Origin of the sequence: Plantactinospora sp. B24E8, from assembly GCF_039871735.1 — a bacterium.
Classification (GTDB): Bacteria; Actinomycetota; Actinomycetes; order Mycobacteriales; family Micromonosporaceae; genus Plantactinospora.
In genome coordinates this window covers 1-13,039 of record NZ_JBDPMH010000006.1, presented here as the reverse complement: position 1 = coordinate 13,039, position 13,039 = coordinate 1, and the positions used below count along the sequence as shown (strand labels likewise).

The window sequence follows — 13,039 nt, the reverse complement described above, 5'->3', positions numbered from 1 at the left end:
TGGCCTCCGGCCGGAACTGCCGGCCGACGGTCAGGGCGCGCCCGCCCGCGACTCCCTATTCCTCTATCTCAGCGCTTCCTCGACGGTCAGGACGTGAACTCGGCGGTGGAGTACCGCTCGTCGGTCAGCGGGCTCGCCTTGACCCCGGTGACGTCCTTGCCGAACACGATCGCCGGCGGCGAGTGCGAGATCGGCACACCCGGCAGGAACTTCATGATCTCGGCGTTGAGCTCCTTGTACAGCTCGGCCCGGGCGGCCAGATCAGCGGTGCTGTCAGCCCGCTTGAAGAGGTCGAACAGCGCCGGGTTGTTGAAACCCCACTCGTCCTTCTGCCGGTCGAAGAACGTACCGATGAAGTTGTACCCGTCGGCGTAGTCACCGGTCCAGCCGAGGATGTGCAGGTCGTGCGCGGTGCCGGTGCTGGTGGCGTTCAGGTAGTCCGGGGTCCACTTCAGCGGGATCGCCTCGACCTTGATGCCCACCGCCTGGAGGTCGGCCGAGAGCAGTTCGAAGAGGTCCTTCGGGTTCGGCATGTACGGCCGGGTGACCTCGGTCGGGTAGTGGAACCGCAGGGTCAGGTTGCTGGCACCCGCCTCGGCCAGCAGCGCCTTGGCCTTGTTAACGTCGTAGTTGTACTGCGTGACGTTCGGGTTCCAGCCGTCGACGGTGTCCGGCATGAACTGGAGGGCGACCTTGGCGCCCGGGGGCAGCTTGGAGTCGACCAGCGCCTGCCGGTTCAGGGCGTACGCGATCGCCTGCCGGACCCGGATGTCGGCCAGCTTCGGGTTGCCCTTCTGGTTGATCGCCAGGTAGAGGATGTTGAACGCCGGACGGGTCAGGACGTTGAAGCCCTCACCCTTCAGTGGCTCGACGTCGGCCGGACCGACCAGGTCGTAGCCGTTGATGTCGCCGGAGCGCAGCGCCTGCTTGCGGGCGTTCTCGTCCGAGATGGTCTTGAAGATGATGGTCTTGATCTTCGCCTTCGGACCGCCGGTGTAGTCCTCGTTACGCTCGATCGTCAGTGTCTTGTTCGCGATGTCCCAGGACTTGAACTTGTACGGCCCGGTGCCGGTCGGGTGTTGCATCGCGTACGGCGGGTACTGGATGTTGTCCGCCTTACCGCCGATGTTGCTGGCCTGGAACTCCTGCAGCGCCTTGGGGCTGTGGATGGAGAACGAGGGAAGCATCAGCGCGGCCGGGACCTTGCTGGAGACCCGACTGAAGGCGAGGTCCACAGTGGTGGCATCCTTGGCGGTGCAGGACCTGAAGAGGCTCTCGCCCAGGTCCTCGCGCTCGTTTTTGGCGAAGCCGCCCATCACGTCCTGCCAGTACGGCGTGACGTCCGGGCTCTGCATCAGACCGGTCGCGTTGTACCACCGGTTGAAGTTGACGCAGACTGCCTCGGCGTTGAAGTCCGTACCATCGTGGAACTTCACGCCGGAGCGGAGCTTGAAGGTCCAGACGGTGCCGGTCGAGTCCGGGGTCCAGCTCTCGGCCAGACCGGGCGTGACCTTGGTGCCGCCCTCTTCGGGCTTGACCAGGGTCTCGAACATCTGCCGGGCGATCCGCAGCGACTCGCCGTCACTGGCCAGGCTGGGGTCGAGCACCTTCGGGTCGCCGGCCACGCCGAAGACCAGGGTGTCCTTCGAACTCGAGCCCGAATCTCCGCGGTCGCTCTCGGCACAGCCGGCTACCGCGAGGGCCGCGACCGCGGCGGCCGCGATCGCGACCTTCGGTCTTGGTGCACGCATGGTGCTTCACCTCGTCCTGTGGATACGACAAACGCGGTGACGGGGGCCACCGATGGCGAGACATTAGCCGCCATGCGGACGGGGCGGAAACGGCCCGGGAGGGGGTTGGTACCTGATCGTGTCCTGACCGTCATGATGCGGACGACAGAGCGTACGACATGGTCAACAAACGGGCTATTTTGTCCTGATCAGACTATGCGAAGTTGTTACATGCATCGTCGTGTTGATCTGCCCCGATGTCAGACCCGGACGGCCTGTCCGCCCCCCACCACGCGGACCGCTCCGACGGCCGTCGGACAGCCCGCCGGCGCACAGGCGTCGACGAAGGGCCGCCGACGAACCAGGCTTCAGGCGAAAGAGCCGCCAGCGAACAGGCGCCGGCGAACAGGCGCCGGCGAACAGGCGTCGGCGAACAGGCGTCGATGAAAGAGCCGCCGGCGGACGTGACGGTCGCCGTCGGTCAGATCGCCCGACGGCCCTCGAAGGCGCGGCCGAGCGTGATCTCGTCGGCGTACTCCAGATCGCCGCCGACCGGCAGGCCGCTGGCCAGTCGGGTCACCGAGATGCCCATCGGCTTGACCATCAGCGCCAGGTAGGTCGCGGTCGCCTCGCCCTCGGTGTTCGGGTCGGTGGCGAGGATCAGCTCCTTGACCGTGCCGGTGCCGAGCCGGAGCAGCAGCTCCCGGATCCGCAGGTTGTCCGGGCCCACGCCCTCGAGCGGATTGATCGCCCCGCCGAGCACGTGGTAGCGGCCCCGGAACTCGCCGGTCCGCTCGATCGCCACCACGTCCTTCGGCTCCTCGACCACACAGAGCACCTCGTCGGTACGACGTGGGTCACGACAGACCCGGCACTGCTCGGCCTCGGCGACGTTGTAGCAGGTGGTGCAGAACCGCACCAGTTCCTTGACCCGACGCAGCGCGGTCGCCAGCCGGGTTACGTCGGCCGGGTCGGCGGAGAGGACGTGGAAGGCGATCCGCTGGGCGCTCTTCGGGCCCACGCCCGGCAGCCGGCCCAGCTCGTCGATCAGATCCTGGATGGCACCCTCGTACATCGGGGGTTACTCAGAAACCGAGCGGGCCGAGGCCGCCGCCCAGGCCGCCGGTGACCGGGCCCATCTTCTCCTCGGTCAGCCTGCGCACCTCGTCGTGGGCGTTGTGCACGGCCGCCAGCACCAGGTCCTCGAGGGTCTCGACGTCCTCCGGGTCGACCGCCTTCGGGTCGATCTTGATCGTCTTGACCTCGCCCGCACCGGTCATGGTCACGGTCACCAGGCCGCCACCGGCAGTGCCGGTCAGCTCCGCCTCGGCCAGCTCCGCCTGCGCGGCGGCGAGCTGCTGCTGCATCTTCTGCGCCTGCTTCATCATCTGCTGCAGGTTGGGCTGTCCACCCGGGCGCACGGCGACTCCTTGGTTCGGCAAACGTCGACCCCAGCCTAGTACGGGCTAGCCCACAGTACGCTGCGACCGGCGCCGACCGGCGGCTCGCATCCCTTGGGGGCAGCGAGTGGCTGCCGTTGACCGGGGTTCGACCAGCAACGACCGGCTTCCGGCCTGCGGTTCGTGCCCGCGCCTGTGCCAGAGCGCGGCGAACGCCAGGGCTCGCCGGAGCCTCTCTCCGGCAGGCGGGCAACTCCGACATCGCGGACCTACGGGTAATCTCGTTCAGGACTAAGCCGACAGTGTTCTTGGACCCCGGCGCTCCGGGTTTTACGGACTCCGCGCACCATCGCGAGAGAAGGTCCGGCCACGACAAGGTTTCTCAGCCAAGCACGGTCAGCCGCTGATCGAGACAACTGTGCGATCGACGATGAGACCCGTCCGGTGGCGCCGACCCGTACCCGATACTGGTACTGCTGATCTTCATTTTGCAGAACGGCCAACCATCCGACGTGCACTTCATGGGCACCCAAGGTCAACTTTCGATGGGCGTCGCGCTGCTGCTGGCCGCGGTGGCCGGGGCGCTGCTGGTGACCCTGCCCATCCCGCTGCGCGCAGGGGTACGCCGTAGCGCCCGTCGCCAGGGCGGCACGGACAACCTTGCCTTGGTCGAAGTCCCGAACGACATCCAGTCGGTTTCGTGATCCAAGTTGCCGACCGTCGGCGGTAGCGTCACGCGGCCGGGCGGTACGGGATCCGGAGCTCTGGTTCGGAGCCCCGGATCCCGTGAGCGTCCTCGGGTACGACGGGACAGGCCCCTGCCCGGGCGCAGTCCTGATGCCCGGCCTTCCTCGGCAGCGCCACGTACCGCTGATCGGTGCGCCGCCTCGGCCGGTCTGTCGTCAGGCGCAGGCCGGCTTGTAGGTCGTGTAATGGGGCGAGCGGACCTCGTGTTGATTTTCCTCGTAGGCCCAGAGGTACCACTCAATGGAATCCACCGTCAGCGCACCGTAGATGGCGGGAGTGGGTGCCAGGCCACTGAACGACGTCGGACCGCTGCCGATGTTCGAACCCGCGTAACTACCGCCGCCCTTGGCGGTATGTACGACGACGTTGGTATCGGTGAAGCCGGTAGCCCGGGCGGAGACGCTGAGTACCCACCCCCCGTCCCGGCACACGGCGGTTGCGCTGCCGCTGAGGGAAAGTGCGGGCTTGTTGGAGCCCGAGCTTTTCGTCGGGCTGGCCTTGGCCGGTGCGGTGGTCCTGGGCTGCGTCCGGGGCACCTCCCGGGGCGGGGTCGTCTGCGCGGTGGGTCCCGGCCCCGCTGGTCCGGCTCCGGCTGGCCCGCCGCCGGCGGTCTGCCGGCTTGGTCCACCGCCGGCAGACTGGCCCGGTCGGCCACCGGCAGACTGCTGGCCTGGTCCACCGCTGAGCGGCGGCGGGGTCGGAGTGACGACTGCCGGATCGGGTGGTGGCGGCATCGGGCCCACCGGGGCCGGCGTGATGGGTTGCGCCGTCACCGGTATGCCGGGCGACGAGTCGCGGGTCAGCCAGACCGCGGCACCGACCAGCAGTAGCGCGACGACCATCACCATCGGCAGCAGGGCACGCGGCATTGCCGCCGGTTGGGATTCGTCCGGCGACTTCGGTGTGGACGGCCCGGGTGTCGGCGCCTCGACTACCCTGATCTTCGACGGTTCCGCGCCGGCCGACGTCCCGGTCGCGCCGGCCGTACCAGTCGACGCCGTTGCGCTCGACGCAGCCGTTGCAGTCGACGCCGTTGCGGTCGACGCAGTCGATCCGGTCGTTCCGGTCGACGCCGTTGCGGGCGACGCCGTTGTTCCGGTTGACGCCGTTGTTCCGGTTGACGCCGTTGTTCCGGTTGACGCCGTTGTTCCGGTTGACGCCGTTGTTCCGGTTGACGCCGTTGTTCCGGTTGACGCCGTTGTTCCGGTTGACGCCGTTGTTCCGGTTGACGCGGTCGATTCGGTCGACGCGTTCGTGCTGGACGCGTTCGTCGGTGCTGGAGCCGCAGCCGACACCTTCGGCGCGGTCCCGGTCGCCGATGGCGTGGCTTCCGTCGAATCCGTCGTGCCGGCAGCGCTCGTCCCCGAGGCGATCTCGGTCGCCTCGGTCGGCGTGGATCCGGGCCCGGCCGGCGTGGTAACCGGAGATGCGGGCGCCGACCCGGTCGACTCGTCGGAGGCAGGCTCGGCGGGAGTCAGCTTGACCGATGTGGACTCCGAGGGCTTGACAGAGTCTGGCTGGCCGGGATCGGGTAGCCGCGCACCGCACTCGAGACAATATGGACCTTCACTGTCATCGCCAAAACCACATTCCCCGCACACGATCAGCACGACGGGGACATTAGTCGATCAGTCGTCGGATCGGGCTCCGCCGCGAGGTCCGGATCCCACTGCGGAGCCAGCCACGGATACGGCTGGTAGGCCGCCCTGCTGACCACCGCGATCGCCGTACCGTCCGGGGTGAAGGCGCCCTTGCCGGCCAGTTGACTGTCATGGGTCAGGACGAAGCTGCTGGCGGGGACGGCGTCGCGGGTCAGTACGGTGATCCGGTCGGCGATCTGGATGGCCACCCGTGACCCCGTCCGGACTGAACGCCGCCATGTGGCCCGGCATGCCCTGGTAGCCGCCCCTGGCCGAGGCGACGTCGAGCAGCCGTCGGTACTCGCCCGTGTGCAGGTCCAGCAGTCCGATCGTGGCCGCGTCGACGTCGAGCCGGCCGTTCACCCGGCGTCCGGTCTCCCGGATCACCGCGAGGCCGCCCCGCCACCCACCGGCCGCCGGAGCCGCCCCGGAAGGGCAGCGGGCAGGCAGCTGGCGGGACCGTAGTGGCCGGCCGGATTCCGGGTAACCGCCGCCGAACGCCCTCGGATCACTTCTGTTGATACTGCCCATCTGAATGATTCGTTGGCGTTGATCGTGGTTCCGGACCACGCTTGATCCCGTCACCGAGGCAGCGGGCTAACGGAGGTTCCAGATGAGCAGCACCAACCAGCGGGTCGCGATCGTCACCGGCGGATCGCGCGGCATCGGACGGCAGATCGCCGTCCAGTTGGCGGAGAACGGGTACGCGGTGGTGGTGAACTACGCCGGCAACCAGGCGGACGCGGACAGCACGGTCGCCGCGCTGACCGATGCCGGCGGCACCGCGACCGCGGTACAGGCCGACGTCGCCGACGAACAGGCCGTCGCCGCCCTCTTCGACAGGGCCGAAGGGGAGTTCGGGGGCGTCGACGTCCTGGTGAACGCGGCCGGGATCATGCCGACCGGGCCGCTGGTCGACCTCGACCCGGAGACCCTGGACCGGGTGCTGCGGATCAACCTGCGCGGCACCCTGCTGGTGAACCAGCAGGCGGCCCGCCGGCTGCGCGCCGGCGGGGCGATCGTCAACATCTCCAGCTCGATCACCCGGTTCCAGCGGCCCGGCTACGCCGCGTACGCCGCGACCAAGGGTGGGGTGGAGTCGATGACCCTGATCCTCGCCCGCGAGCTGCGCGGCCGGGACATCACCGTGAACGCGGTCGCCCCCGGTCCGGTCGCCACCGAACTCTTCCTCCGGGGCAAGGACGAGGAGACCATCAACCGGATCGCCGCCGAGCCGCCACTGGGCCGGATCGGCGCTCCGGAGGACATCTCCGGGATCGTGGCCTTCCTCGCCGGCCCGGGCCGCTGGATCAACGGCCAGGTGCTGTACGCGAACGGCGGCGCCGTCTGAGCGGCCGGGCACGGGCCGCCCGTACCTCGGAGTATGTGATCGTTGGCGGTGTGGAACTCAGGCACCTGGAGTACTTCCTCGCCGTCGCCGCCGAGCGGAGCTTCACCCGAGCCGCGAGCCGGCTGCACGTGGTCCAGTCGGCGGTCTCGGCCGCCATCTCGACGTTGGAGCGCGAACTGGGCGCACCGCTGTTCGAACGCAGCGCCCAGCGGGTGGTGCTGACCAGCGCCGGCGAGGCCCTGCTACCCGAGGCCCGGGCCACCCTCGACACCGCGCAGGCGGCCCGGGACGCGGTCCGCCGGGTCTGCCGGGAACTCAGCGGCACCGTGGTCCTGGGCTGCCTGACCGGGGTCGGCGGTGTCGACTTCGCCGGCCTGCTGAGCGACTTCCACACCCGACACCCGCTGGTCAAACTCTGGCTGCGGGCGGCCGCCTCGGACGGATCGGCAGGGCTGGCCCGGTCACTGGTCAACCACGAGATCGACGTCGCCTTCCTCGGGGTCGGCAGACGACCGTTCCCGGGTCTGGACAGCCGGCAACTGGTCCGGATCCCGCAGGTGCTGGTGGTCCCGGCCGGGCATCCGCTGGCCGACCGGCGCTCGGTCACCCTGGCCGAAGTGGCGGACGAGCAGTTCATCGACTATCCGATCGGGTACGCGAACCGGACCCGCAACGACGACGCCTTCGCCGCCGCCGGGGTGGAGCGGACCATCACCATGGAGGTCAGTGACGTGGTCATGGCCGCGAACTTCGTCCGGCACGGGCTCGGGGTGACCATCCTTCCGGTCCGGGCGGTGCCGCCGGGGCCCGAGGTCAGCGCGTTACCGGTGACCGACCAGTCATTGGAGTGGTCACTGCACGTGGCCACGGCCCGGGGGCGACGGATCAGCGCGGCCACCACCGCCCTGCTCGAGTTGGTCGACGCGCATCTGGAGGACGACGGGCCTCCGCGACCGGCGGCCTGACCGGGGCCGCCGCTACTTCAGGTCGACCTCGCCGATCCGCTCCGCGCCCAGCGCCTGCTGGAGCAGCTGCACCGCCTGCTGCTCGCTGGTCTGCCGCGCGGTCTTCTCGTCGACCACCTCGTCGAGCGGTTCGTCGCCCGGGTCGAAGCCCTCGTAGTTGACGGTCGGGGCGCTGGCCTGGCTGGCGACGGGTGCACCGCCCCGCCGGGCCGGGCCGTCGTACTCGGGGTCGTAGGGCGGTTCACCGGCCCAGTCCTGGTCCGCCGTCTGCCCCCCTGCCGGTCGGGCACCCCGACCGGCCGCCGCCGCCCGAGCGGCCGCGAGTCCGCTGCCCGGGGCCGCCCGGCCGGCCGGTACGCCAGCTGAGGCCGATCCGTTGGCGGCGCCACCGGGCTGTGGGCTGCCGCCGTTGACGACGCCGCCCCGCAACGCACCGTTGCCACCGGCACCGCCGTTGGGAGCACCGCCGTTCGCGCCGACCGGGCTCGTCGGGGCCGGGCCGGGGCTCGACGTACCGCTGTTTCCGGCCCCGCCGGGCGGGGTCGGCTCCGGCCAGTCGTCGGCGGCGGCAATCGACGCGGTGGGGGTCGCGGCGGCGCCGCCCGGGCGGGCCGGTTCCGGCCAGCTGTCGTCGTCGGCGGAGCCGGACGACGTACCCGGGGTGGACGGGCGCTGGCCGCCACCGGCCCGGTCGCGGGCACCGTCGGCGGCCGGGCGGGACGGTGTCGGGTTCGGTGCCGGACGGGCGGGCGGCGGGGCGGCCGGAGCTGACCGGGCCGGGGCACCCGCCGGAGTCACCCCGCCCTGGGCGCCGGCCACCTCGCAGCGGATCTGCCAGCGAACCCCGAGTTCCTCGTAGAGGGCGTCGGTGATCACGCTCGCCGAGTTGGTGAGCATCTGCGCCAGGATCTGCGACTTGACGGTCAGCACCAGGGTGTCACCGTCGACGTCCCGGACGACCGCGTCCCGCATCAGCGCCGCGATCTTCTTGTTACCCCGGTTGACCAGGCCGACGATGTCGGGCCAGGCCCGGCGTACGGCGGCGGCGTCCAGTTCACCGGTCGGTGCGGCGCCGGCCGGCTCCGGATCCGGGGTGACCGGGTCGGGCATCACCGCCTCCGGGGGCACCGACGGGCGCACCGGCTGCGGGGGCGCCGCCGGGGCCGGTGCGGGCCGGGGCACAGGGGCCACCGTGGCCGGCTCCGGGCTGGTCGCGGGGGCCACACTTCGACGTACGTCGGAAGGGGCCGGCGGGGGCGGCGGTGCGCTCGCGGCCCGCGGCGCCGGTGCCGTGTCGGCCTGGGCCGACGGCTGAGCGGCCATCGGAGCGGCCGGCAGCGGGGCCGGGTCGCCGGCGACGGAGAGCCGGCGTTCCATGCGTTCGAGGCGCTGCAGCAGGCTGCCGGTCGAGTCCTCGGCGCCGGGCAGCATCATCCGGGCGCAGATCAGTTCGAGCAGCAGGCGTGGGGCGGTCGTGCCGCGCATCTCGACCAGGCCGTTGTGCACGATGTCGGCGCAGCGGGACAGCGTCGCGGGGCCGAGCCGTTCGGCCTGGGCGGCCATCCGTTCCAGCTGGTCGGCGGGGCCGTCGACGAGGCCCTTGGCGACCGCGTCCGGCACCTGGCGCAGGATGATCAGGTCGCGTAGGCGTTCGAGCAGGTCGGAGGCGAACCGGCGCGGGTCGTGCCCGGCCTCGGCGACCCGGTCGATGGTGGCGTACGCGGCGGCGCCGTCCCCGGCGGCGAGCGCGTCGCACATCTCGTCGATGAGCGCCGAGTCGGTGACGCCGAGCAGGGCGACCGCGCGGGAGTAGCTGACCCCCTCCGGGCCGGCGCCGGCGATCAGCTGGTCGAGCACACTCAGGCTGTCCCGGGCACTGCCGCCACCGGCCCGGACCACGAGTGGAAAGACCGCCGGTTCGATCTTGACGTCTTCCGCCTCGGCGAGCTGCTCCAGGTACGGCCGCAGCACACCCGGCGGAATGAGCCGGAACGGGTAGTGGTGGGTCCGCGACTTGATCGTGCCGAGGACCTTGTCCGGTTCGGTGGTGGCGAAGATGAACTTGACGTACTCCGGCGGCTCCTCGACCAGTTTGAGCAGGGCGTTGAAGCCCTGGGTCGAGACCATGTGCGCCTCGTCGATCACATAGATCTTGAAGCGGCTGCTGGCGGGGGCGAAGAACGCGCGTTCGCGCAGTTCACGGGCGTCGTCGACGCCACCGTGGCTGGCCGCGTCGATCTCGATGACGTCGATCGAGCCGGCGCCGTCGGCGGCCAGGCTCTTGCAGGAGTCGCAGACGCCGCAGGGCTCCGGGGTCGGCCCCTGCTCGCAGTTGAGGGAGCGGGCCAGGATCCGGGCGCTGGAGGTCTTGCCGCAGCCACGCGGGCCGGAGAAGAGGTAGGCATGGTTCAGCCGACCGGTGCGTAACGCCTGTGACAGTGGCTCGGTGACGTGCTCCTGGCCGATGACCTCGGCGAACGTGCGGGGCCGGTACTTGCGGTAGAGCGCCAGTGCCACCCGTCCCGCCTCCTCTCGACCGAGCCATTCTCCACCCGGCGGCATCGTGCCGCGTGCCAGGCTGTCACGCGCGCCCGACGATTTCCACGTCGATCATGCGTCGCCCGGCCTCGCCGATCACGTGGGCTACCCTCGCCGGGGCGCGGGCTGATCGGTCCCGGCCCGGCCCGTCGCCGGTCGGCCAACCCGACGGGTACGTCGTACCGGCCGCGTTTACCTGGTCAGACCGGACATCGGGGGCACAAAAAGGCCTCCCGTGCACCTGGCAGAGCTCGCTTATCCTTGCTGCCTTCCGGCCCTGGGGAGGTTCACGAGGTACCACCGCACGGGAGGTGGCTCAAGTGTACCCGGGCCTGCCGGTGGATCTCCCGGGGGCAGGTGGTGTGGGCCACAGCCGGAGAACCTGTACGATGTCCGACGGAGGATTCGCCTAGAGGCCTAGGGCGCACGCTTGGAAAGCGTGTTGGGTTAACACCCTCACGAGTTCGAATCTCGTATCCTCCGCTCGCACCACGAGCAGCATAAACGCCCGGCGGGTCCCACTCCGGACCTCCCGGGCGTTTCGCGTTCCGGCTACCTACCTGGTCTGCTCGCCGAGGCGATCGGGGCGGATGACGAGGGCGCCGACAGTCCCGTTGCCCCACACCGTCGTGTTGAGCATCGCGGGCTGGCGGCTCCCGAGCCGCCGCCCGAGCCGGTTTGACCCGCTCCAGGTCGAAAACGCGCCGACACCTCGTCGTACCCGGTCGTCCGTGCCGCCCGGCTTCCAAGAAGGACAGGCGTTCCATAGACGCAGGAAACGAAAAGGGTTACGATGCTTTCGATAAGGAGGCGAGTGCTCATGGGCAAGGCTGCACTGAAGGAAGAGACATACCTGCCAGAGGCCGATCGGCAACTCGCCGAGGTCTACGACTTCCTGAAGGCTCACGAGAGGGCCGGCCTAGGGCCCGTGGCACCGCGTTACTTCCTGGCCGGGGCAACTCCCGGCGATCGCGTCGAACTACCGGCCGAGATCTACGGAGCGCTTCGCCAGGTAGTTGAGGCTCTGCAGCAGGGTTATGCCGTCACGGTAGCCCCTCGCACTCATACCTTGACGACTCAGCAGGCGGCCGACCTGCTGGGGGTCAGCCGGCCAACTGTGGTGAAACTGCTCGACGAAGGCAAGATTCCATTTGAACGGGTGGGAACGCACCGTCGGGTCCTGCTACCCGATCTACTCGCCTACCGGGAGCGACGCAGAGCCGAGCAGTATGCCGCGCTTGAGTCGACGTCAGTGAGCATCGATGACGAAGAAGACCTTGACGCATCTCTGCGGCGGCTACGAGAGACCCGTCGCGTGGTCGCGCGTCGTCGAAGGGGCCTGACAGAATAGCCGCGTGTTCACGGCCCTCCTCGATACCTGTGTCCTCTGGCCGAGCCTGCAGCGCGACTTCCTGCTCTCACTCGCCGTGGAAGGCTTGTACCGTCCGGTATGGAACGTGGTCATCCTCGAAGAGCTCGAACACGAGGAGCGGGTGAAATGGATCGAGCGGGGGGAGGAAGACCTCGCCGCAGCCAAAAGGGCTCGACACCTTGTGAAGCAGATGCGGCAACACTTCGACGATGCTGAAGTGACCGGGTGGGAAGGCTTGGAGGGCACCTACGGCTTACCCGACCCAGACGATGAACATCTGGTAGCTGCCGCCTTCGTCGCCAACGCGGGGGCGATCGTCACGCACAACATCCGTGATCTTCCCCAAAGCAAAATGCCAGGCGGGTTGCAGGTCCTTCCGCCGCACGAGTTCGCGGCGAATACGGTAGCGGTCGATCCCGCGAGAGCACGGGCAGCCATCTCGGCGATAGCGGGGCGTTCAGGTAGGGCCGGACCCAGGCGGACCGAGGCGGAGATCTTGAAGATCCTCACCGAGCGCTACGGAATGGCCTCCGCGGTAGAGACGATGTTGGAGCTCGGTTGACATCCCGGCGCGACCAGCGCCGACTGCGCTACTACCGCGCCGCTAACCGCCCCTCTCTCCGGTCGGCGCCCGCCAGGCGACCACAGAAAGATGAGTGCGCCAAGCTCTTGCCTCGCTGTGCTGCAGCAGCAGACAAAGCCTGCCGAGAGTTTCCGGTCGGGACTAACCGCCGACCTCCGTCTTGAGCAGGCCGGCGTACGGCTGCGCCGGTCGTTCGAAGCAGGCACCCGAGACCCGCGATGCGGTTCCGGTCGGCGGCGAACGTCGATACCGATACCCGCACCACGCGATCAGTTCCTGTTAGCTGGTCGGACGCTCGTGGGGATGCGCCGTCACGATCACTCGACCGGTACGCGGTACAGCAGCTCGTACCGGTCGCCGGGAAATACGATGTCGGCGGTCTCGACGGGACGACCAGCGGCGTAGTACGTCCGCTCGACGACCAGGACGTACGAGCCACGGGACGGTAGGGCCAGCCGTTCGATCTCGTGGGTGTCGGCGGCCCGCGCGGTGACCCGCTCCGCGAACTCGTCGATCCGGACGCCGATCGCGTCGAATTGGGCCACCACGCCGACCGCCGGACCGTCCTCCGGCCGTTCGATTGCAGTGACGTGATCTCAGCATGGATTCGGTAGGTATCGGTATTCGAAGTGGGTGAGGTGGAGAGCGGCGCGGACGATGTCGCCGATCTGCCGTGGGCTGGCGGTGGTGTGACGAAGGGTCCGCCAGCGGCC

The 13,039-nt window shown here is 69.5% G+C and carries 13 protein-coding genes, 1 tRNA gene and 1 other RNA gene; 7 read left to right on the top strand and 8 right to left on the bottom strand.

The genetic code is table 11. From position 1 onward, the window contains the following. Positions 1–86: 86 nt before the first annotated feature. The 3 genes from ABGB21_RS11755 to ABGB21_RS11745 form a co-directional block, all read right to left on the bottom strand. Entirely contained in the window at positions 87–1,751 is a 1,665-nt protein-coding gene (locus ABGB21_RS11755) for an ABC transporter substrate-binding protein (RefSeq protein ID WP_347677720.1), read from the bottom strand. A 460-nt stretch (positions 1,752–2,211) separates the two neighbouring features. Then, complete coding sequence (recR, locus tag ABGB21_RS11750) at positions 2,212–2,805, bottom strand: recombination mediator RecR (protein WP_347651416.1); 594 nt, start codon at positions 2,803–2,805, stop codon at positions 2,212–2,214. A gap of 10 nt (positions 2,806–2,815) precedes the next feature. Further along, on the bottom strand, positions 2,816–3,127 hold the full coding sequence (locus tag ABGB21_RS11745) for a YbaB/EbfC family nucleoid-associated protein (RefSeq protein WP_347651674.1): 312 nt from the start codon (positions 3,125–3,127) through the stop codon (positions 2,816–2,818). A 548-nt stretch (positions 3,128–3,675) separates the two neighbouring features. On the opposite strand from ABGB21_RS11745, the gene ABGB21_RS11740 reads away from it, so the two are divergent. After that, positions 3,676–3,834: a hypothetical protein gene (locus tag ABGB21_RS11740; RefSeq protein ID WP_347651415.1), complete on the top strand. Its 159-nt coding sequence runs from the start codon at positions 3,676–3,678 to the stop codon at positions 3,832–3,834. A 198-nt stretch (positions 3,835–4,032) separates the two neighbouring features. Here the strand turns inward: ABGB21_RS11740 and ABGB21_RS11735 are convergent, their stop codons facing one another. Next, complete coding sequence (locus tag ABGB21_RS11735) at positions 4,033–4,413, bottom strand: hypothetical protein (protein WP_347651414.1); 381 nt, start codon at positions 4,411–4,413, stop codon at positions 4,033–4,035. Positions 4,414–4,654: 241 nt separating this feature from the next. Here ABGB21_RS11735 and ABGB21_RS11730 point away from each other — a divergent pair, with 241 nt between their 5' ends. Continuing rightward, positions 4,655–5,590, top strand: coding sequence for a hypothetical protein (locus ABGB21_RS11730; RefSeq protein WP_347677718.1), 936 nt, complete (start codon positions 4,655–4,657; stop codon positions 5,588–5,590). 56 nt (positions 5,591–5,646) lie between these two features. Here the strand turns inward: ABGB21_RS11730 and ABGB21_RS11725 are convergent, their stop codons facing one another. Continuing rightward, positions 5,647–5,904 carry a hypothetical protein gene (locus ABGB21_RS11725; RefSeq protein ID WP_347651412.1) on the bottom strand — a complete coding sequence of 86 codons (258 nt, stop codon included), beginning with the start codon at positions 5,902–5,904 and terminating at the stop codon, positions 5,647–5,649. 226 nt (positions 5,905–6,130) lie between these two features. Between ABGB21_RS11725 and ABGB21_RS11720 the strand changes: the two genes are divergently transcribed. Both ABGB21_RS11720 and ABGB21_RS11715 read left to right on the top strand, forming a co-directional pair. Continuing rightward, entirely contained in the window at positions 6,131–6,868 is a 738-nt protein-coding gene (locus ABGB21_RS11720) for an SDR family oxidoreductase (protein WP_347651411.1), read from the top strand. A gap of 50 nt (positions 6,869–6,918) precedes the next feature. Beyond that, positions 6,919–7,833, top strand: a complete 915-nt coding sequence (locus tag ABGB21_RS11715; RefSeq protein ID WP_347677716.1) for a LysR family transcriptional regulator — start codon at positions 6,919–6,921, stop codon at positions 7,831–7,833. A 12-nt stretch (positions 7,834–7,845) separates the two neighbouring features. Here the strand turns inward: ABGB21_RS11715 and ABGB21_RS11710 are convergent, their stop codons facing one another. Beyond that, positions 7,846–10,350 (bottom strand): DNA polymerase III subunit gamma and tau, encoded by a 2,505-nt coding sequence (locus ABGB21_RS11710; RefSeq protein WP_347651409.1) that lies wholly within the window; start codon positions 10,348–10,350, stop codon positions 7,846–7,848. Between the two features lie 245 nt (positions 10,351–10,595). Beyond that, positions 10,596–10,685: signal recognition particle sRNA small type (gene ffs / locus ABGB21_RS11705), an RNA gene on the bottom strand. Positions 10,686–10,769: 84 nt separating this feature from the next. Between ffs and ABGB21_RS11700 the strand changes: the two genes are divergently transcribed. The 3 genes from ABGB21_RS11700 to ABGB21_RS11690 all read left to right on the top strand — a co-directional run bounded on the left by ABGB21_RS11700 (position 10,770) and on the right by ABGB21_RS11690 (position 12,305). Then, positions 10,770–10,854: transfer RNA gene (locus ABGB21_RS11700), tRNA-Ser, on the top strand. Between the two features lie 337 nt (positions 10,855–11,191). Further along, positions 11,192–11,722, top strand: coding sequence for a helix-turn-helix domain-containing protein (locus ABGB21_RS11695; protein WP_347651408.1), 531 nt, complete (start codon positions 11,192–11,194; stop codon positions 11,720–11,722). 4 nt (positions 11,723–11,726) lie between these two features. Beyond that, positions 11,727–12,305, top strand: a complete 579-nt coding sequence (locus ABGB21_RS11690) for a PIN domain-containing protein (protein ID WP_347651407.1) — start codon at positions 11,727–11,729, stop codon at positions 12,303–12,305. Positions 12,306–12,643: 338 nt separating this feature from the next. Here the strand turns inward: ABGB21_RS11690 and ABGB21_RS11685 are convergent, their stop codons facing one another. Continuing rightward, positions 12,644–12,871 (bottom strand): UTRA domain-containing protein, encoded by a 228-nt coding sequence (locus ABGB21_RS11685; protein WP_347677714.1) that lies wholly within the window; start codon positions 12,869–12,871, stop codon positions 12,644–12,646. Positions 12,872–13,039 lie beyond the last annotated feature (168 nt).